The sequence below is a fragment of the Tolypothrix sp. VBCCA 56010 genome (assembly GCF_050875635.1).
GTDB lineage: Bacteria > Cyanobacteriota > Cyanobacteriia > Cyanobacteriales > Nostocaceae > Hassallia.
The window spans coordinates 14,612-33,365 of record NZ_JBPAOH010000022.1 but is presented as its reverse complement, the minus strand read 5'-3'; the positions used below and the strand labels follow the sequence as shown (position 1 = coordinate 33,365).

Below are 18,754 nucleotides of genomic sequence, written 5' to 3'. Positions count from 1 at the left end.
GCATTGATTCAGTCAATCAGCGATAAAATTTGAATAAGTCATCAACTAAGATTATGTGATTATGAATATTTCCCTCAAACCTGAGCATGAGCAGTTTATTAAATCCCAAATTCAAGCCGGGAGATATGCTAATGCAGAGGAAGTGATGAACGAAGCATTTAAATTGCTGCAAGTACGAGAACAACGCTTAGAAGAACTCCGGCAAAAAATTGGGGTTGGTAACGAACAAATTGCTAGAGGACAGGTTACAGACGGAGAGATCGTATTTGCTCAAATACAAGAAAAAATCAATAAAATTGCTGAGTCGCAAAGATGAGTAATTACTCTTTTTCTGATGAAGCCGTTAAAGATTTAAATACTATCTGTGACTATATTGCTCAAAATAATCCTAATGCTGCCAGCAAGCTTTTTGATGCAATTCGTCAAAAATGTAAACTAGTTGCTGGATTTCCCAATATAGGAAAGAGTTATGAGCAATTATCTCCTAATCTCCGGGGATTTAGTATCGAAGATTATATTATTTTTTATTATCCAAGAGAAGATGGAATTGACGTTACGCGTGTAATTAGTGGATATAGAGATTTAGAGTCATTGTTTTTAGAATCAGAATAAAATATTGATTGACAGTGATATTTTTGCTTTTATCAATAGACCTCTTGCAAAAGTCCTCCAAAACCCCACCCCCAACCCCTCCCCGCAGGCGGGGAGGGGAGACTTTGACGTAAGTCAAAGGCGGGGTGGGGTTCTTCGTTTTGATTTATGCAAGAAGTCTAATGTGACGGCTTGGCGTTGATTTATCATACATAAATGCCTAAAATCAAAAATGGCTATAAAACGATCAACGCCGCAATTGAGATTTTACCACGCGCCACAACATCACCGACACAATGAAAACTAGGGCAAAGGGGAAAGCGAATAACCCCAAAAGAAAACATAAACCCAATTGTAATTTACCACGTTGAGCAAATTTAGCAATTGACTTCTGCCACTTTGGTATAGCCAAAGCTTCAATAGGAAGTTCTAGTTCTTGTTGAATTTGAGTAGCTTGAAAACCAACTGCGTAACCTTCCTTAATTCTGCCTGTTAAATTATAAAGCTTGCCAAGATTTTGAAGTGACTGGGCTTCACCATTGCGATCGCCTATCTCGCGTTGAGTCGTTAATAATTGCTGATAACAATCAATCGCCTGTTGATATTCTCTCAAAGAAATGTAAGCATTGCCCAAATTAGTCAAAGAAGCAGCTTCACCAGTGCGATCGCCTATCTCTCGATCAATAGTTAGTGACTGCTGATAGAAATCAATCGCTTGCTGATATTCTTCCAAGGAATAGTAACTATTGCCCAAATTATTTAGAGAATCAGCTTCTCCTTTGCGATCGCCTATCTCGCGTTGAACCGTTAATAATTGCTGATAACAATCAATTGCTTGTTGGTATTCTCTCAAGGAACAGTAAGCATAGCCCAAATTATTAAGGGATTTGGCTTTACCATTGCGATGGCCTATCTCACAAAAAATAGCCAGCGACTGCTGATTGTAATCAATCGCTTGTTGATATTGTCCCAAGGAATTGTAAGCATTGCCCAAATTATTTAGAGAAGTAGCTTCACCATTGCGATCGCCTATCTCAAGAGAAATAGCTAGTGACTGTTGATAAAAATCAATCGCAATTTGGTATTCTCCCAAAGATTGGTAAGCATTACCCAAACCAGCCAGAGAAGCAGCTTCACCATTGCGATCGCCTTTTTCAAGAAAAATAGCCAGTGATTGCTGATGGTAATCAATCGCAATTTGGTTTTGTCCCAAAGAATCGTAAGCATTGCCCAAATTACCCAGAGAAGCAGCTTCACCATTGCGATCGCCTATCTCAATTTTAATAGCCAGTGACTGCTCAAGGTTATCAATCGCCTCTTGGTATTGTCCCAAACATTTGTAAACACCGCCCAAACCAAGCAGAGAATCAGCTTCACCATTGCGATCGCCTATCTCAAGAGAAATAGCTAGTGACTGCTGATGATAGTCAATCGCAATTTGGTATTGTCCCAAAAAATAGTAAGCATTGCCCAAACCAATCAGAGAATTGGCTTCACCATTGCGATTGCCTATCTCACGATAAATAGTAAGTGACTGCTGATAGTAATCAATTGCCAGTTGGTATTGTCCCAAGGAATTGTAAGCATTACCCAAATATGTGAGAATACCTGCAAACTTCCTATTTTCATCTTGGTTAGTGGGTTGCCATTCCTTTTCTAGTCGGCTAGATAGTTCAATAATGGTACTGTAATATCCTCGCAACCTCAAAAAATTGTCGCAGGAATCAAGAACGTTATAAGCTTGTCGATATTGCTTAAGTTCGCAGAGGTGATGAAAAATTTCTAGTTGTGGTCTGATATCTTCTATCGTCTGCCAAGATTCTTTAGCGATAGATTGATAGTAAGCGATCGCTCTTTGATGTACTTTGGTTAAATCACCCGCTTGCTGTTTCAGATAAGCCAAAATTAACGGCTGAAACTCAAATACCCAACCGCTTTCTAGTTTGTTTTCTTGCAAAAGCGATCGCTTAACCAATCCCCGCAAATCTGCTTGTGTCACTTCTTGTTCTGGTAAAAGTGCGGCTGCGGCTGTGGCGTTAAAAGCGGGGCGATATACGCTTAAATTAAATAATAGTTCTTGTAACTTTGGCGTTAACCGGGCAATACTGGCATCAATAATCTTACCAATACTCGCTTGCGGATCGCCCCGGTGTAACCCCAGAATTTCAAAGATATTTTGTCTCAAAGCGCTGATATCAACCACATCCCCCTCATCAGCGTGCAACACTCCAGCCACCAGCTTGATTAATAAAGGATGTCCATCCGCTTGCTTGACAAATTTTTGCATTTGTGCATCAGCACCTTGAATATCTAAATCTTCTAGCAGTGCTACCCCAGCATCGGTTGAAAGTCCTTTCAATGGCAACCAACGGCAGTAATTGAGGGTATTGGGCGGTAGTTGAGGTTGTTCGCGGCTAGTGACTAAAATTATACTTTCAGTGTGGCTACTCAACCACCGCAACAAGAAATCATAGTAAGTCTTATCATGCCATTCTCCGTTAGCTTCTAGCAGAGTTTCTAAATTATCTAATACCAGCAAATAGCGCCCTGTTCGCAAATTATTACAAACCGCAGTTAATAAATCTGCTTCTTTTTCAGGTGTTGCTTTGCCTAACTTTTCCAATAACCAGCGTGCCCAAACCGCAAACGGGTAATTTTGGCTAAAAGTTGCCCAAACTTGCTTTTCAAAGCTTTGTGCAGTTGCAAAGACTTTCGCAACCAGCGAAGATTTGCCATAACCACCAGTCCCGGTAATGCCAATTAAACGCACGTTATCCGCTTGCAACCATTCTTGCATTTGGGCAAGTTCATCTGTGCGCCCGTGCCAATTCTGGGTTTCAGGGGGTAATTCGTTGATAATAGAACTAACGGGATTTCTCTTTGTCCGTTCCCCTCCGGACGACTCCAGTCAAGGTTTATGAATGTTGATAGTGTGAGCGATAAAATTTTCACCACCATCAATATCGTTTTGAAAGCCTGTGCTGTTATCGTAGTTTTGCTGTATATTTTGGCTATTTACTTGAATTTTACCCGCTTTGATTTCTTGAGCTAAAGTGCTTACCTGTGCCGCAAAATCAGGGTTATCCTTCATTTCATCTTCTAAATAAACCGCCAGTTTATTCAAATGGTCTTTTGAGCCTTTTTCTACTTCCTGCAAGGCTTTTTCGGCTCTTGGATTTCCGCGTAACTTATCCCAAATCTTTTGACGCAGTTCGTCCATCTTGGTAAGCGCTGTTTCGGTGAACTTTTCCCCCAGCTTACCGACACCGGACTCGAAAAACTTTTTGAAGGCAAATTCAGCGATCGCCAAAGCTGTTAAGGTTGTTACGGGGTCAGTCATATCTGTAAATCCCTCTGACGCGGGTTGATTTTAATATACTTTTACACGTTTTTAAACAAAATAACGTTCCGACTTTCCGCATTTTTGCTGATAAATTTATAGTCCGACGACTAAAGTCGCGACTACAAGAACAAAGTCCCAGGCTTCCAGCTTGAGGGCTTAACATAAAAGTAAGGTAGCTTAAAGTGTGAGTATTATGAAAAGTGCTGTCCAATCTCGTTATAGCAACGAACAAATTGCCGCTTGGCTGCGGGGATTACTGACAGTCGCGTGGGCGGATGGTAACTTTGATGCCCAAGAACAAGAATTAATAGCTAATATCACTGACAAAGAATTGGCTCCGAAAATCAAGTTTGAGTCACTAGAGCCAATTGAACCAGAGGAATTAGCTGCGGTGTTGGGTAAAAATACAACAGCAGCGGAAAATTTTTTAAGAACAGCGGTGATGGTAGCGATCGCCGATGGTACTTATTCTGCCAGTGAAGACCAACTTTTGCATCAATTGTGCAAAGCCTTAGAACAGCCAGAGGAATTACTCAAAGCGCTGCGCTACACTATAGAACACCCACAGCAACTACAGACTCCTTCCGCCGATTTGACAAAACGGCAACTTGATGCATTGCGCCCGGTGCGTCAGTGGCTAGACAAACTGGAGATTCACGACCCCAGAGTAGCCCGCTTTTTGTGCAAAATGATACCTTCGCAGTGTCCCTTTGAGCGCGATGTCAACCTCTTTGGGCGGAAAATAGTTCACATTCCCCCGATGTGTAAAATCAATCCACTTTATGAACAACTTGTGGGTTTGCGTTTTCGCGCCCTCTCCTATCTAGCAGATGATTGCGGTGAAGATATTTCACCTTATATTTAGGAACGTGGGGAATGGGGCATTGGGCATTGGGCAATGGGCAATTGTTTAATGGGCATTGGGCAATGGGAATAAAAAGAAGTTTCCTCATTTCACGCCAGACCATGCCCCATGCCCCATGCCCCATGCCCCATGACGGCAGGTGCTTCAAGCCGGGGAACCCGTCCAACGCACTGCCTCCCCCATGCCCCATGCCCAATGCCCATTACCAACAACCAACAAACTATGCAATTTATCGATCAAGCAAACATTGAAGTTGAAGCCGGCAAGGGTGGCGATGGTATTGTTGCCTTTCGTCGGGAGAAGTATGTGCCGGCTGGTGGTCCCTCTGGCGGAAATGGGGGACGCGGTGGTTCGGTCATTTTTGTGGCGAAGGAAAATTTGCAAACTTTGCTAGATTTCAGATACAACCATCGCTTTCAAGGTGAAAACGGTGGACGCGGGGGACCAAATAACTGTACCGGCGCAAATGGTAAGGATTTAACTGTCGAAGTTCCCTGCGGTACGGCTATTTATGATGCGGAAAGTGGCGAACTGTTGGCAGATTTAATTGAGCAAAACCAGACTTTTGTGGTAGCTAAAGGTGGTAAAGGTGGCTTGGGAAATCAACATTTTTTGAGCAACCGCAACCGCGCTCCAGAATACGCGCTCCCAGGATTACCAGGAGAAATAAAGCAACTTAGATTAGAGTTGAAACTGTTAGCAGAAGTAGGAATTATTGGACTACCAAATGCAGGAAAATCGACTTTGATATCAGCTTTGTCAGCAGCACGTCCGAAAATTGCTGATTATCCGTTTACTACTTTGATACCAAACTTGGGTGTAGTGCGAAAAGCTACAGGCTATGGCACGGTTTTTGCTGATATTCCCGGATTGATTGAAGGTGCTTCTGGTGGTGCGGGGTTGGGACACGATTTTTTGCGTCACATCGAGCGCACGCGGGTACTGTTGCATTTGATAGATGCGACCAGTGAAGATGTTATAGGCGAATATAAAACGATTAAAAAAGAGTTACAAGATTACGGACGAGGTTTAGCAGAGCGATCGCTTGTTTTAGCACTGAACAAAATTGATGCGGTTGATCGAGAATCTGTAGATTTAAATGCCTTAGCGATGGAACTTAATCATCTATCCTTTGCGCCGGTTTTTTTGATTTCCGCTGTTACCGGCGCTGGGTTACAGCCAATGTTACAGGAAATTTGGCGGCTTCTTGATGAACTTAATGTGGTTCAACAAGTGGAGGTGTTGGGATAATGTAGTAAGGACTGAAGTCCTTATCTTAATAATATGAGGACTAAAGTCCTCACTACGAAAGAGGACTAAAGTCCTCACTACCAATTTACAAATAGGGCATAAATATAAGCGATAATTTCCGATATCACAGTTCGCACACCTTCGCTAGAAACCCACCATTTATTTGGATTGTAATTTCCTGGTTTGGCGGCAATTATTCCGACTTTGATTTTCGGGGCAAGTACTTGTTGAAATATTAACCAACTTCTGCGAGTATGGGCATCAGAGGTTAACAAATTCATTGATTTTATCGGTAAATTTGAATTTGCTAGCCACTGACGAAGTGCGATCGCAGATGCATGAGTCCGATCCTTAATTACATCCGGTGTAGGCACAACTGTCACTTTTTCTGGTTGTACACCCAGCTTTTTTAAAGTTGCAGCCGCAATTCCTGCAAAAGTCTTATATTCAGCTAGATAGAATCCTCTTTCTACCGGACCTCCTGTGGTGAATATTTCTCGATAGGAACCGCTTTTAAATTCGGTAAATGCTTGTTCTACTGCGTAGTCTGTTACCCATCCTTCGACAACTAAGACATCGGCTTTGATGGGAGAAGTGACGGCGAGAAACGGGTATAAATGAGTAGTGCTGAAAAACATTACAGAAATCATTAAAGCGATCGCTATTACCCATCCCGGCGCCGTCAGCGTCCACATTTGTTGGCGTTTTAGCAGCCTGATTTTTGGTATTTTGGAATTTTGATGGTTTTTCCTGGGCATTAAGCTGTTTTTATACTCTTGCTTTTCAAATAAGCAAACACAGATTTGTCCCCGATATCCGGAGGAATTTCTTGTACAGCTTTCCGCAATGCGAATACTACAAACAAAATTGCCCAGATTCCTAATAAAATCCGTTCTGCTTGAATTGGCAAAACTCCTACTAAATGTCCCAGCAGCAGTATCGGCACTGTAAACGTTAATACTTTAGTTTCCAGACGGTTGAAGCAAAAAGCTTCTTTGAAAAATATACCTGTTAAGGCTGCGAAGATAAAACCCACTCCGAATAAAGTCAGGGGGTGAGTGTAAACTGTGACAGCAAAAGGTTGACTGTCAAAATGTCCGAATACAAATGAAGAAATGCAACCAATCAGCCAGAACACTTGTAAAAGTCGGTGCAGCGGTGCTAAGTAGATATGAATAGTCAGTAAACTTACACCCAAAGCAAGACAAAAGACAGTATACAAAGGTGTAATTGCTTGGATGGAAATTGGGTTGGTGTAAAACAATACCAAAACGCTGGCGATCGCAAAGCTGAGTGCGGCTACCATTAAAGCAGTGCGATAGATAATTACACCAGTGCGATCGCTTTGATTAATTGTAAATTCGCCAAACTGACCTTGATAAACTTGTAATGGCGATTCTGTTAGAGTCATAACAATCTTGGATTTGAATCTATATTTCCTATGCTAGGAGAGATTATCCACTTTTTTGCTCGTTGATGTTAGTTAGTCTTCATTCTACGATCGCATCCCCGCAAAACTTCTGCTTAGAACCCCGACTTCTCTAAGAAATCGGGGTTCTTCTGCGTTAAAAATACTTCTACTACATCTCCCAACTGTATATGCATCTGTGTCTGTGCATTACCGCTGTTGATAGCAATTTCTACCCAACCGTGACTGCCAATTAAAGCGATCGCATCCCCAATCTGCACATCAGCGTAAGTTTCACAACCTGGTATCGTCAATCCCGCAGCTTTCACATACCAGGTTTTATCTTGCACGTAACTTGCAGAAATATTGCTGATTAAGTTGCCAAAATGGTCAATATATTGTATGCAACCCGTTACACCAGTTTGTGTTAAACTGCATTCTGCTAAATTTAACTTTATCAGCTTTGCTGAATCGATTTCTTTGCCTAGCTCTTTTAAAGAAACACCGCTCTTCAGATGCGCTGCCACAGGTGCAAAAATATCTCTACCGTGAAAAGTTCTGCTAGGTTGTTGAGTTCGCCAATATTGAGAGTTTGTCAGTTCGACTGCGCTAATGGCAGGACTTTGACTAAATACTCCGCTAAATATACCATTGTCAGGTCCCACCAAAAACCCATCAGCTAATTGTAAGGCGATCGCTCTCCTGATTCCTCCCACTCCCGGATCTACCACCGCTACATGCACTGTCCCCTTTGGAAAATAAGCATAAGCATTCATCAAGCAAAATCTCGCCGCAGCGATGTTTTGCGGCGGAATTTGGTGCGTTAAGTCTATCACTGTTAATTTTGGGTTGATTTGGGCGATTACTCCCTTCATTACGCCGACATACACATCGCGATCGCCAAAATCGCTGAGTAACGTAATTTGACTCATCTAACAAAAAAATATTTTCATTAAAATATATCAAACCACATATTTCTGTAGCTTATGTTACGGAAGTTGTGCTATATTAATAAATGAAGATATAAAGGAAAAAACTTATGCTTAATAACAGAATGCAAGCAGCAAAACAAGCTGATGAAACTCATCACCAAAATTTGCAAAAAAACCTAGAACATCGCTTGCAAGTAGCTAGAGCTAAAGGTGACGAAAAGCTAGTACGTCAACTAGAAGCCGAAATGAAGTATATAGGTTAAATCAGCGCCACAATTGTAAAGATTTATTTCTTGATAAACAGCCCGCGAAAGCGGGTTTTCTTTTTTGGCGTTACATCATATTTGGTAAATTACCCATAATTTCCGTAAAGCTGCGCTTTACATCCCCTCCCCTACTAGGGGAGGGACGAATTTGGCTAAAGGCAAATTCAGGGAGAGGTTTGTTTTAAAGCCCTAACCAACAGTTTTATACTCTGTGTCTGCTGCACTCGCTTTGGGAGTAATTATATAAGCGGCGTGGGGACTTTTAAAAGTTGTTTGCGCTTGTGGGTGTTGGCATTGGATCGCAGTCGTAACGTGTTCTGCTTCGTCATCGCGAATGCAGACAAAGACATCATACAAGTTGTTAATCACCGGGCGGCGATCGTAAGGACGACGGGATGTTTGAAATTCGTCGAACATATACAAGTCCCCATCGCGGTAATAGTTGATTGCAACTATCGGTGCGGGTAGCTGTTTCAGTTTCGCTGCATTTCTACGCAGAAAGTTATCATAAGTGTGGTAGGCATGTTCTTCTACCAATTGGCTGAAGTAGTAAGCGTGACGCGGTGAAACCATGTATAAAAATACAATCACCCAGTAGTAAATCAAGGCTGTAAAACGGGCAAGAAATCTATCAATAAAGCGGCGATTTCCGCCTAAAGATTCCATAATTAGCAGGTGATGGTATTCATTCCAAGCTTGAGCAAAGTGGACTTTGAGCCATTCAGCTTTGCGCCATATCCCTAAAGTTTCGTATAAGTGCAGTACTGAAACAAAGGAAAAATAAGGAACACGCGCCACGGTTTCCAAAACGTAAAAACGGGCGTAAGGACGTTTTTTATATAACTTGTCGATAACGAAAACTAAGCAATTGACGAGAAATTTAATCATTTTTTATGCTTCACCGTGGTATCATTAAAAGTCAATCAGCCATTGATTGTTGTGCCCTGTCATTGTTGATACTGATTGAGTTGATTAAATTCCGGTAAATGTTGATAAATTCGTGTCTGCACGAGCAGATTTTCTACACCTGCTGTTGTGGTTGTAATTGCTACTTGAATAATTCTGCTATATTGCAGTCGCCACTGTAGTGCATTAGAAATTGTTAAATAGCCAATTTCTGGCGGTTGCTGCAAAATTCTTTCTGCAAGTGCTTCACGTCCAATTTCATCTAAAGGAAAATTGCGTTCCTCTAAAAACGCCACTATATCATCTTTGTTACCATTGCGGCGTAAAATTTCTCTTAAACCGTAGGTTGTTTGATAGTCTCCGGTTTGTTCTCGTGCCACAAAGACAACGTGTTGGAAGTTTAAACTAGCAGTGTGAGAAATGCGATCATCAATTTTTTCGTATGCAAATATTAGGAGATGATAACCTAATCCATACACCTTTTGACTAGCATTGCGGAAAGGACATGAAGACTGTGGTTGTCGAATTGACGTCACTTTTAAATCAACCTCTAATCCCGGAAAGTCAATCCCCAAAGCAGCACTACCAAGAGTGTACTCATACATTGCAGACAAATATTGATTAAAAGCAAATTCAACGTATGTTCCTACTGCTTTGCCATCTGTAATACCATATAAATTCGGAATTGGTGTTTGACTCAATGAGAGACAAAAGTCTCGTGCAGCACTTTTGAGAGCAATTAAAGTTAGCACTTCCATTTTTTAAATAGCCAAACTTAATTGTTGCCAGCCAGACTTACTAAATTCAAAGTTTCTTTTACCAATTCTTTGGCACACCCACTCTACACAAGCGGGTACAATCGCATTACCAAATAGTGCATATTGATCGTAAATTCTGGCAATTCGACACCAGTCATCAGGAAAGCCCATAAGTCGGGCATATTCGATATTAGTTAAACGGCGAAATTTATCATCCACTTGGTAGCGTTCATAATGCCTGGAAGTCGATGCAGTCAAAGTTGACGCAATTCCATTAGTCCCAAATATTGTATAACCAAGTCTGGCACCTCCGTCTTGGTTGTACAATATTTCAACTCCATTACAATAACGATTTACAGCTTTACTTTGTTTGATGCGTTCCAAGGTATCAGCAGTAAAATAAAACTCAGGAGCGACTATTGACTCATCCTGAAGAATATCCTTAAGCCTCTTTCTCGGCTGGATGTCTGGCAAGGCAGAAAGATGTTGAGTATACATTTTATTTTTATAGGCAATTCCCCAGTTATCGTTTTTGCTTTTTATAGATATGATAGGCAACATATATTTTTCCAGTTTCTCCTCTGATTGTGTCAACGAAAATTTATCACTATCTGTTAAAAATACCGACAGGGTTTCTAAAGCAAGAGGTGTTATATCTGTTGAGTTTAATTTAGTACCAAAGATAAAAACTCTATCTCTATTTTGAGGAATACCGAATTGAAGCGGATTAATTATTCTCCATTCCACAAAATAATCTAATTCAGAAAGTGCATTTAAAATCAACCTAAAATGATAGCCGCTTTCCATCGTCAAAAGTCTTTTGACATTTTCTAAAAAGAAATATTTTGGCTGCTTTTGGTCTATAATTTCCACAATACGCTCAAATAGTGTTCCCCTAATATCTCTCACACCGAGTTTTTTTCCAGCGGGGCTAAAGGGTTGACAAGGAAAGCCAGCAGTTAAAATGTCGTGAACAGGTATATTTGATATAGGAATTTCGTTGATATCGCCTAAAGTAATTGAATCTTTACCAAAATTACTTTCATAAACTTTACAACAAAGTTCGTTGATATCATTCGCCCAAATCGTCTCAATATTCGCACCTGCCAAGCCAAGACGAAAACCGCCGATACCAGCAAATAACTCTACGGCAGTAAGTTGTTCTTTTGTCATTGATAAACTAATTAAATGTAAGTCTTTCCGGGTATGTAATTTGAAGGATGAAGTATAAAGTTAGACTCTGGCAGACAAATCATAAGAATTGAAATATCTTATGTGCTTTTTCTCTGCACCATAAATAAATAATGGTGCTTGTAGTAATGGTCTTACTTCATCCTTCATCCTTGATGTTTTATTTGACTTGCGTTACGCGCCAACTGAGTTTAAGGTTAACCCAGAAGTTCCAAACAGTAGCAACAGCGATCGCAATCAAATTTGCGATATAGCGGTTTTGTATAATAAAATTAAACACAATATTCAATACCAACACATTCAACACTAAACCGGCAAGACAAATAATGTTGAATTTCAAAAATCGCTTCATGCGTTGACGCCATTCGTGCTGCCCGCTAGAAACATCAGCAAAAGTCCAAGCATCATTCCACAAGAAATTATTGATAATCGCAATTTCACCCGCAATGATTTTACTGCGAGTTAAAGGCAAAGCCAAGGTACTTGGGTCACTGAGCAAGTAAAGCACTGTCATATCTACAAATACTCCACTGAGTCCCACCAAGCCAAAACGGATGAATCGACCAACAGGGAAATTGATGCGTTGACTGATTTTTCCTAACCGTCCTGTTCCCAGCCTTAACCGTACTAAGTGGTGTATGTAGTCGATATATTGCTTACTCGTGACTTTACTTTCACCCTTAACACGTTCGCAAAATACATAGCCAACTTCGGCAATTTCGCGCACCTTACCCCGTCCAATCACCTCAAGGAGAATTTTGTATCCTACTGGATTAAGCGTCGCACCTGCTATGGAACTTCGACGCACCATAAAATAACCACTCATCGGGTCAGATACCCTACCCAGTACATCAGGTAAAATAATTAACCCTAACAACTGAGCGCCACGAGACAAGAAACGCCGGATAAAACTCCAGCTACTTACACCACCACCGTCTACGTGACGACTAGCTACTGCCATGTCTGCACCTTTTTGAATGGCGCGTAACAATTGCGTCAGCACTTCTGGCGGATGCTGCAAATCCCCATCAATTACTCCTAAAACACGTCCCCTTGCTGCTTGCCAGCCGCGAATCACCGCACTTGAAAGCCCCCGCTCGTTTTGACGACGCATCACCCGTAATTGCCGATATTCTCGCGTCAGAGACTCGGCAACTTCCCAAGTGCGGTCTGGGCTATCATCGTCCACTACGATCAACTCGTAATTTCCAGGGATAGACTCATCTAGCAGTTGGCTCAATATTCTGACAACATTCTTGATATTTTCTCGTTCTTTGTAAGTCGGAATCACTAAAGACAAGAGGATGTTTTCACTACCTGCATTTACACTACTTGGCGGTAATTCAGGAATCTGTAATGCACCAGTTGGCACTGACAAAAGTGAATTAGGTTCAATTATACTCATGCAGAAATGACTATAGGGGGAAACGGTGTTGTTAGTAATTATGCTTGAGGAAAGCTATGTAGAGTTAGTGTTATAAATTTTCTACCAAAAGACGTATACAAAAAGTAATATTTTTTACCAAAAAATTAAAATTAGCAATTCTCGTTTGTATTTTCAGCCAAAAGAGGTAATAACAAAGTTATCGTTATTCTTTATACTAAGCTTGACTTGCCAATCAACTAATACTGTCAAATTACTTTGTATAAAATGGCTCTTTCACTTAATATATGAACAGCAACTTGCCACCTGTTTGGGCATTTCCTCCGAAAGGGTTACGATTTTTAGTGATTGTTTTATTAGTATTGGGTGTATTTTTTCGCTTTGCCAATATTGACCGAAAAGTTTACTGGTTTGACGAAACTTTTACCTCATTACGGATTTCTGGTTACACAGAAAAAGAAGCGATCGCCCAACTTTGCAATGGTCAACAAATTGGTGTTGAAGATTTACAGAAATATCAGCATCTTACTCCTGAAAGAACCTTAACAGATACTCTTAAATCTCTAGCTCTAGAAGACCCTCAACATCCACCGCTATATTATGTGATGACGCGATTTTGGGTGCAATGGTTTGGCAGTTCAGTTGCAGTAACCAGAAGTTTGACGGCACTGTTTAGCGTGCTGGCATTACCCTGCATCTATTGGCTATGTCTGGAATTATTTAACTCGTCGGTCGTGGCATCGGTTGCAGTTGCACTGCTTGCTGTGTCGCCATTTCATGTGCTGTACGCACAGGAAGCGCGGGAGTATAGTTTGTGGGGTCTAACAACTTTGCTATCAAGCGCAACACTGCTACGGGCAATGCGACTACAAACAAAGCTCAGTTGGGGAATGTATGCAGTAACTGTGGCATTGGGGCTGTATACATTTCTCTTTTCTGGCTTGGTGACAATTGCTCATGGTGTCTATGTGTTTGCAATTGAACGCTTTCGATTAACTAAGAGGGTTATTGCTTATCTAGTTGCGCCTTTAGTGGGATTTCTAGCTTTCACGCCCTGGTTAGTAGTTATTCTTAGTCAATCAGCTCAACTTAATAAAACAACAGGCTGGACAGGTGAAGTTAAAATAAGTCGGTTAGCTCTGATTAAAAACTGGATTGTTAACCTTAGCTATTTTTTCGTTGATTTTAACTACGATACCATACGTGGTGCTGAAGGCTCTTGGTTGAAATTATTAGTAGCATATTCAAGTCCTTTTATCTTAATTTTTGTCGGATATTCAATTTATTTTCTCTGTCGTAAGTCTCCAAAGCAAGTTTGGTTGTTTGTCTTAACATTGATTGGAATGACAGCGCTACCCTTAGCTATACCAGATTTTATTTCTGGGGGGATACGATCGCAAGTCCCTCGGTATTTAATTCCTTGTTATTTAGGTATTCAGCTAGCTGTTTCTTACCTTTTAGCAACTCAAATTTTCTCTTCTTCCGTTACCATTGGAAGACAAAAGATTTGGCAGCTTGTTATGGTTGCGCTGATTTCAGCCGGAGTCATATCCTGTGCGATGATTTCTCAAACAGAGACTTGGTGGTATAAGGATCTTAACCTTTATACTCCCCAAGTGGTTGCGATCGTCAACCAAACTCCCCAGCCACTGGTGATTACTTCGTGTCAAGCAACGTGGCCTCTGGGTGATGAAATGGCTCTCTCGCATCGGCTCGATCCAAAAGTGCGGCTTCTGTTGGTGAACGAGTCAAATGTCCCCAAAATTCCTAATACTTTCAGTGATGTGTTTTTCTACAATCCTTTTTACAATCCTCCCCTGCCGATATTGCGATATAAGCTTGAGAAAGAGCAAAAATACAAGATAGAGGAGGATGTTTACCCCAAAAATATCCAGCTTTGGAAACTAAGTAAATAGTTGTAATTTTTGAAAAAAATTCATAATTCATAATTATGTACTTGAGGAGATTTAGATCCCACTTGAAACAAAAATGCTTTTAGTCGGCACACATGAACAAACCCTCTTTAATTATGAATTATGAATTAATAATTATTAATTAGCTTGATGTCATGCCGAGTTATCCTCGTTAATGTGATTTAATTATATCAGGTGCGGCAATTACATATATTGTAGAGACGTTTAGTATATGAACAGCGAATTGCCGTCTGTTTGGGCATTTCCTCCCAAAGTATTACGATTTTTAGTGATTGTTTTATTAGCATTAGGTATATTTTTTCGCTTCGTCAATATTGAGCGAAAAGTCTACTGGTTTGACGAGACTCTTACCTCATTACGGATTTCTGGCTACACAATGTCAGAAACAGTTGGGCAAGTCTGCACTGGTCAAGAAATTGGGGTTAAAGATTTACAGAAATATCAACGTCTTACTCCGGAAAAAACTTTAACAGATACTATTAACTCTTTTGTAGTAGAAAACGCTCAACATCCGCCGCTATATTATGTGCTGGCGCGATTTTGGGCGCAATGGTTTGGTAGTTCTGTTGCGGTAATAAGAAGTTTGTCTGCCATCATTAGTTTGCTAGTATTCCCTTGTATTTATTGGCTATGCTGGGAATTATTTAACTCGTCGCTCGTGGGATGGGTTGCAGTTGCACTGATAGCTGTGTCACCATTTCATGTTTTGTACGCACAGGAAGCGCGGGAGTATAGTTTGTGGACTGTGACAATTTTGCTATCTAGTGCAACACTGCTACGGGCAATGCGACTGCAAACAAAGTTTAGTTGGTTAATGTATGCAATATCTGTGACATTAGGGCTGTATACATTTTTGTTTTCTGTGTTAGTGACGATCGCTCATGGTGTTTATGTATTCGTAATTGAACGCTTTCGATTCAGTCAGAGGGTTATTGCTTATTTGCTGGCGTCTTTATTGGGATTTTTAGCTTTCACACCTTGGCTAGTGATTTTTATTACTCATTTAGGGAAAGTTAATGAAACAACAAGCTGGACATCTAATAAAATACCCAGGTTAAGTTTGATTAAGTCTTGGTTTGTTAACTTGAGCTATTTTTTTATTGATTTTAACTACGATTTGAGGAGTGTTTATAATGACTCAGTATTGAAATTGATAGTTAAATTTTTGATTCCTGTTATCTTAATTTTAGTAGGCTATTCGATTTATTTTCTTTGTCGTAATACACAACAGCGAATTTGGTTATTTATATTGACATTGATTGGGGTTACAGCGCTACCTCTAGCAATGCCTGATTTAATTTTTGGAGGAGTGCGATCGCAAGCTTCTCGGTATCTCATTCCTACCTATTTGGGTATTCAGCTTGCTGTTGCATATCTGCTGGCAACTCAAATTATCTCCACTGTTAACAACTGGAAACGAAAGCTTTGGCAACTTGTGATGGTTCTGCTGATTTCAGCCGGAGTCATGTCTTGTGCAATTAGTTCTCAAGCAGAAACTTGGTGGCTCAAGTTTCTTAACATTTATACTCCTCAGATGGTTAGAATTATCAACCAAACTGCCAACCCACTTTTAATTGTTTCCTGTGAGGGAAACTCGTCTATAGGTCATGGAATGTTTCTCAGCCATGTGCTGGCTCCAAAAGTGCGGCTTCGGTTGGTGAATGAGTCGAATGTGGCGCAAATTTCTGATAATTTTAGTAATAGTTTCAGTGACGTTTTTTTATACAATCCTGACTACAATACTATTCCGCAAGTATTCTTAGATAAGCTTGAAAACCAGCAGAAATACAAGATTGAAAAAAACATTTATCCAGAAAATCTTGGTCTTTGGAAATTAAGCAAATAGTTAGAGTCGTGTGGCTGAATTATATCATGTCCTACAAATTACACATATTGATTGTAGAGACGTTCCACACCGAACGTCTCTACGACGGGTTTTTATACCAATCCTATATGATTTGTAAAAATTTGCGGTGTTTAGATCCCCGACTTATTAAATAAGTCGGGGATCTAACTTTTCAAGAAGCGGGGATGAAGTCTAAGACTTCGGTTTATAAGTTGATGCAACGTGCAATTCTTTGAGCTGCTTTGCATCCACCCCAGAAGGTGCATCTGTTAACAAACAACGCGCTTGTTGCGTTTTCGGAAAAGCAATTACATCGCGAATTGATTCTTCCCCAGCTAACAACATCACCAAGCGATCTAAACCGTAGGCGATACCACCATGCGGCGGTGTACCATATTCAAACGCCTCTAAAAGAAAGCCAAATTTACTTTGTGCTTCTTCCGGAGATAAACCGATCGCTTCAAATACTTCTTCTTGAATTTCTCGCTGATAAATCCGCAGACTACCACCGCCAACTTCAAAGCCGTTAAATACTAAATCATACGCTTGGGCGCGGGCGGTTTTCAAGTCGGACAAATCATCAGGATGCGGTGCTGTAAATGGATGGTGAAGTGCTTCTAAGCGTTTTTCGTCAGCATTCCACTCAAACATCGGGAAATCTACCACCCAAAGCAAGTTGATTTTTTCCGGATCGATTAATTTATATTCTCTGGCGATGACTTGACGCAATCTATCTAAAGTCTTATTGACAGTTGCCGCATCACCTGCTGCAAATAATAGCAAATGTCCGGGTTTGGCATCGGTGCGGCGTAAAATTTCTTGCTTTTGTTCTGGTGTTAAGTTGTCTTTAATTGCGCCGATGGTGTCGATTTCACCATCTTCTCTGACGCGGATGTATGCTAAACCTTTCGCACCTGCTTCAGCAGCTTCTTTAAATAAGTCGCCGCCCGGTTTGATACGGACATTGGAGATTGTATCATTACCGTTGGGGATGGGTAGGATTTTCACAATACCGCCATTGGCAACGGCTTCGCGAAAGACTTTGAAACCAGAGTCTTTCAATACATCCGAGACATTGACTAGTTCCAGACCGTAGCGGGTATCAGGTTTATCACAGCCGTAACGTTCCATCGCTTCGGCGTAGGTGAGACGTGGAAAGGGAAGTTGTAATTCGATACCTTTAACAATTTTGAAGATATGCGAAACTAACTTTTCGTTAAGTTCGATAATTTCTTCTTGGGACATGAAACTCATTTCCATGTCCAATTGCGTGAATTCTGGTTGTCTGTCAGCGCGTAAGTCTTCGTCGCGGAAACAACGAGCAATTTGATAATAGCGATCGCATCCTGCTACCATCAATATCTGTTTGAATAGCTGCGGTGATTGTGGAAGTGCAAACCACTCACCAGGACTGACGCGACTGGGTAAGATGTAATCGCGTGCGCCTTCGGGGGTGGAACGAGTTAAGATGGGAGTTTCAACTTCGATGAAGTTTTCTACATCTTCGAGATAGCGACGCATGGTTTTGACAACTTCATGGCGCAATTGTAAGTTATGCGCCATGCGATCGCGTCGCAAATCTAGATAACGATATTTCAGCCGCAAGTCTTCCCGCACCGTTTCGCTGTCTGCGGTGGAAACTTGAAAAGGTAACTGTTTGCGAACAGCGTTTAGCAATTCGATTTTATCGGCGTAGATTTCCACTTCGCCTGTGGGGATGCGGGTATTTAGCGATTCAGAAGGACGCTGCGTCACTCTCCCGGTGATTTCCACGACATATTCATTACGCAAAGCGTTTGCTGGTTCGTAAGAATCTGGGGTACGTTGGGGATCGCTGACAATTTGGACAACGCCAGAGCGATCGCGTAAATCTAAAAATATCACACCCCCATGATCGCGGCGACGGTCTACCCATCCGTACAAGGTGACAGTTTCTCCAATATGTGAGGAACGGAGTGCGCCGCAATAGTGAGTTCGCATAGGTCTTAATACTTATTTCTGGAGCTAGATGGGCTAGTGTAAGAAGGCAGAAGGCAGAAGGCAGAAGGCAGAAGGCAGAAGGAAAGAAAGCTTGTGATA

General features: G+C 41.1%; 18 protein-coding genes. 8 read left to right on the top strand and 10 right to left on the bottom strand.

Annotated elements, in window-relative coordinates; translation table 11 throughout:
* Window positions 1-61: 61 nt before the first annotated feature.
* Window positions 62-316: a type II toxin-antitoxin system ParD family antitoxin gene (locus tag AABK37_RS10405; RefSeq protein WP_432551494.1), complete on the top strand. Its 255-nt coding sequence runs from the start codon at window positions 62-64 to the stop codon at window positions 314-316.
* Window positions 313-612 (top strand): type II toxin-antitoxin system RelE/ParE family toxin, encoded by a 300-nt coding sequence (locus AABK37_RS10400; protein WP_432551493.1) that lies wholly within the window; start codon window positions 313-315, stop codon window positions 610-612. The genes AABK37_RS10405 and AABK37_RS10400 overlap by 4 nt, the downstream gene beginning before the upstream one ends.
* A 226-nt stretch (window positions 613-838) precedes the next feature.
* On the opposite strand, the gene AABK37_RS10395 is transcribed toward AABK37_RS10400, so the two are convergent.
* Window positions 839-3,448: a tetratricopeptide repeat protein gene (locus tag AABK37_RS10395; RefSeq protein WP_432551531.1), complete on the bottom strand. Its 2,610-nt coding sequence runs from the start codon at window positions 3,446-3,448 to the stop codon at window positions 839-841.
* Between the two features lie 51 nt (window positions 3,449-3,499).
* Window positions 3,500-3,931, bottom strand: coding sequence for a hypothetical protein (locus AABK37_RS10390; RefSeq protein ID WP_432551492.1), 432 nt, complete (start codon window positions 3,929-3,931; stop codon window positions 3,500-3,502).
* Between the two features lie 196 nt (window positions 3,932-4,127).
* Between AABK37_RS10390 and AABK37_RS10385 the strand changes: the two genes are divergently transcribed.
* Genes AABK37_RS10385 through obgE form a run of 3 tightly spaced genes read left to right on the top strand, consistent with a single transcriptional unit; the run spans window position 4,128 to window position 6,050 of the window.
* Window positions 4,128-4,799 (top strand): DUF533 domain-containing protein, encoded by a 672-nt coding sequence (locus AABK37_RS10385; RefSeq protein WP_432551491.1) that lies wholly within the window; start codon window positions 4,128-4,130, stop codon window positions 4,797-4,799.
* Window positions 4,800-4,810: 11 nt separating this feature from the next.
* Window positions 4,811-5,050 carry a hypothetical protein gene (locus AABK37_RS10380; RefSeq protein ID WP_432551490.1) on the top strand — a complete coding sequence of 80 codons (240 nt, stop codon included), beginning with the start codon at window positions 4,811-4,813 and terminating at the stop codon, window positions 5,048-5,050.
* Window positions 5,022-6,050, top strand: coding sequence for a GTPase ObgE (obgE, locus tag AABK37_RS10375; protein ID WP_432551530.1), 1,029 nt, complete (start codon window positions 5,022-5,024; stop codon window positions 6,048-6,050). The genes AABK37_RS10380 and obgE overlap by 29 nt, the downstream gene beginning before the upstream one ends.
* Window positions 6,051-6,127: 77 nt before the next feature.
* On the opposite strand, the gene AABK37_RS10370 is transcribed toward obgE, so the two are convergent.
* The 3 genes from AABK37_RS10370 to AABK37_RS10360 all read right to left on the bottom strand — a co-directional run bounded on the left by AABK37_RS10370 (window position 6,128) and on the right by AABK37_RS10360 (window position 8,390).
* A complete protein-coding gene (locus AABK37_RS10370; protein ID WP_432551489.1) occupies window positions 6,128-6,808 on the bottom strand; it encodes a YdcF family protein in 681 nt (226 codons plus the stop codon).
* On the bottom strand, window positions 6,808-7,461 hold the full coding sequence (locus AABK37_RS10365) for a DUF2301 domain-containing membrane protein (RefSeq protein ID WP_432551488.1): 654 nt from the start codon (window positions 7,459-7,461) through the stop codon (window positions 6,808-6,810). Before AABK37_RS10365 ends, AABK37_RS10370 begins: the two co-directional genes overlap by 1 nt.
* A gap of 113 nt (window positions 7,462-7,574) precedes the next feature.
* Window positions 7,575-8,390 (bottom strand): SAM hydrolase/SAM-dependent halogenase family protein, encoded by an 816-nt coding sequence (locus AABK37_RS10360; RefSeq protein ID WP_432551487.1) that lies wholly within the window; start codon window positions 8,388-8,390, stop codon window positions 7,575-7,577.
* Window positions 8,391-8,497: 107 nt separating this feature from the next.
* On the opposite strand from AABK37_RS10360, the gene pirA reads away from it, so the two are divergent.
* Window positions 8,498-8,653: an arginine synthesis PII-interacting regulator PirA gene (gene pirA / locus AABK37_RS10355; protein WP_432551486.1), complete on the top strand. Its 156-nt coding sequence runs from the start codon at window positions 8,498-8,500 to the stop codon at window positions 8,651-8,653.
* A gap of 192 nt (window positions 8,654-8,845) precedes the next feature.
* Here the strand turns inward: pirA and AABK37_RS10350 are convergent, their stop codons facing one another.
* From AABK37_RS10350 to AABK37_RS10335, 4 genes are all read right to left on the bottom strand, one after another.
* On the bottom strand, window positions 8,846-9,544 hold the full coding sequence (locus AABK37_RS10350) for an alternative oxidase (RefSeq protein WP_432551485.1): 699 nt from the start codon (window positions 9,542-9,544) through the stop codon (window positions 8,846-8,848).
* Window positions 9,545-9,603: 59 nt separating this feature from the next.
* Window positions 9,604-10,320 carry a restriction endonuclease gene (locus tag AABK37_RS10345; RefSeq protein WP_432551484.1) on the bottom strand — a complete coding sequence of 239 codons (717 nt, stop codon included), beginning with the start codon at window positions 10,318-10,320 and terminating at the stop codon, window positions 9,604-9,606.
* 3 nt (window positions 10,321-10,323) lie between these two features.
* The gene (locus tag AABK37_RS10340) at window positions 10,324-11,493 is read right to left on the bottom strand and encodes a DNA cytosine methyltransferase (protein WP_432551483.1); all 1,170 of its coding nucleotides are present in this window, start codon (window positions 11,491-11,493) and stop codon (window positions 10,324-10,326) included.
* A 178-nt stretch (window positions 11,494-11,671) separates the two neighbouring features.
* The gene (locus AABK37_RS10335) at window positions 11,672-12,916 is read right to left on the bottom strand and encodes a glycosyltransferase (RefSeq protein ID WP_432551482.1); all 1,245 of its coding nucleotides are present in this window, start codon (window positions 12,914-12,916) and stop codon (window positions 11,672-11,674) included.
* A 266-nt stretch (window positions 12,917-13,182) separates the two neighbouring features.
* Between AABK37_RS10335 and AABK37_RS10330 the strand changes: the two genes are divergently transcribed.
* Both AABK37_RS10330 and AABK37_RS10325 read left to right on the top strand, forming a co-directional pair.
* Complete coding sequence (locus AABK37_RS10330; RefSeq protein ID WP_432551481.1) at window positions 13,183-14,811, top strand: glycosyltransferase family 39 protein; 1,629 nt, start codon at window positions 13,183-13,185, stop codon at window positions 14,809-14,811.
* A gap of 229 nt (window positions 14,812-15,040) precedes the next feature.
* Window positions 15,041-16,675 (top strand): glycosyltransferase family 39 protein, encoded by a 1,635-nt coding sequence (locus AABK37_RS10325; protein ID WP_432551480.1) that lies wholly within the window; start codon window positions 15,041-15,043, stop codon window positions 16,673-16,675.
* A gap of 192 nt (window positions 16,676-16,867) precedes the next feature.
* Here the strand turns inward: AABK37_RS10325 and aspS are convergent, their stop codons facing one another.
* Entirely contained in the window at window positions 16,868-18,655 is a 1,788-nt protein-coding gene (aspS, locus tag AABK37_RS10320) for an aspartate--tRNA ligase (RefSeq protein WP_432551479.1), read from the bottom strand.
* Between the last annotated feature and the right edge of the window lie 99 nt (window positions 18,656-18,754).

What these genes read in the sequence shown, in the direction of transcription:
- AABK37_RS10405 (WP_432551494.1), top strand. Translation starts at nt 62, where the DNA reads ATGAATATTTCCCTCAAACCTGAGCATGAGCAGTTTATTAAATCCCAA.
- AABK37_RS10400 (WP_432551493.1), top strand. Translation starts at nt 313, where the DNA reads ATGAGTAATTACTCTTTTTCTGATGAAGCCGTTAAAGATTTAAATACT.
- AABK37_RS10390 (WP_432551492.1), bottom strand. Translation starts at nt 3,931, where the DNA reads ATGACTGACCCCGTAACAACCTTAACAGCTTTGGCGATCGCTGAATTT.
- AABK37_RS10385 (WP_432551491.1), top strand. Translation starts at nt 4,128, where the DNA reads ATGAAAAGTGCTGTCCAATCTCGTTATAGCAACGAACAAATTGCCGCT.
- AABK37_RS10380 (WP_432551490.1), top strand. Translation starts at nt 4,811, where the DNA reads ATGGGGCATTGGGCATTGGGCAATGGGCAATTGTTTAATGGGCATTGG.
- obgE (WP_432551530.1), top strand. Translation starts at nt 5,022, where the DNA reads ATGCAATTTATCGATCAAGCAAACATTGAAGTTGAAGCCGGCAAGGGT.
- AABK37_RS10370 (WP_432551489.1), bottom strand. Translation starts at nt 6,808, where the DNA reads ATGCCCAGGAAAAACCATCAAAATTCCAAAATACCAAAAATCAGGCTG.
- AABK37_RS10365 (WP_432551488.1), bottom strand. Translation starts at nt 7,461, where the DNA reads ATGACTCTAACAGAATCGCCATTACAAGTTTATCAAGGTCAGTTTGGC.
- AABK37_RS10360 (WP_432551487.1), bottom strand. Translation starts at nt 8,390, where the DNA reads ATGAGTCAAATTACGTTACTCAGCGATTTTGGCGATCGCGATGTGTAT.
- pirA (WP_432551486.1), top strand. Translation starts at nt 8,498, where the DNA reads ATGCTTAATAACAGAATGCAAGCAGCAAAACAAGCTGATGAAACTCAT.
- AABK37_RS10350 (WP_432551485.1), bottom strand. Translation starts at nt 9,544, where the DNA reads ATGATTAAATTTCTCGTCAATTGCTTAGTTTTCGTTATCGACAAGTTA.
- AABK37_RS10345 (WP_432551484.1), bottom strand. Translation starts at nt 10,320, where the DNA reads ATGGAAGTGCTAACTTTAATTGCTCTCAAAAGTGCTGCACGAGACTTT.
- AABK37_RS10340 (WP_432551483.1), bottom strand. Translation starts at nt 11,493, where the DNA reads ATGACAAAAGAACAACTTACTGCCGTAGAGTTATTTGCTGGTATCGGC.
- AABK37_RS10335 (WP_432551482.1), bottom strand. Translation starts at nt 12,916, where the DNA reads ATGAGTATAATTGAACCTAATTCACTTTTGTCAGTGCCAACTGGTGCA.
- AABK37_RS10330 (WP_432551481.1), top strand. Translation starts at nt 13,183, where the DNA reads ATGAACAGCAACTTGCCACCTGTTTGGGCATTTCCTCCGAAAGGGTTA.
- AABK37_RS10325 (WP_432551480.1), top strand. Translation starts at nt 15,041, where the DNA reads ATGAACAGCGAATTGCCGTCTGTTTGGGCATTTCCTCCCAAAGTATTA.
- aspS (WP_432551479.1), bottom strand. Translation starts at nt 18,655, where the DNA reads ATGCGAACTCACTATTGCGGCGCACTCCGTTCCTCACATATTGGAGAA.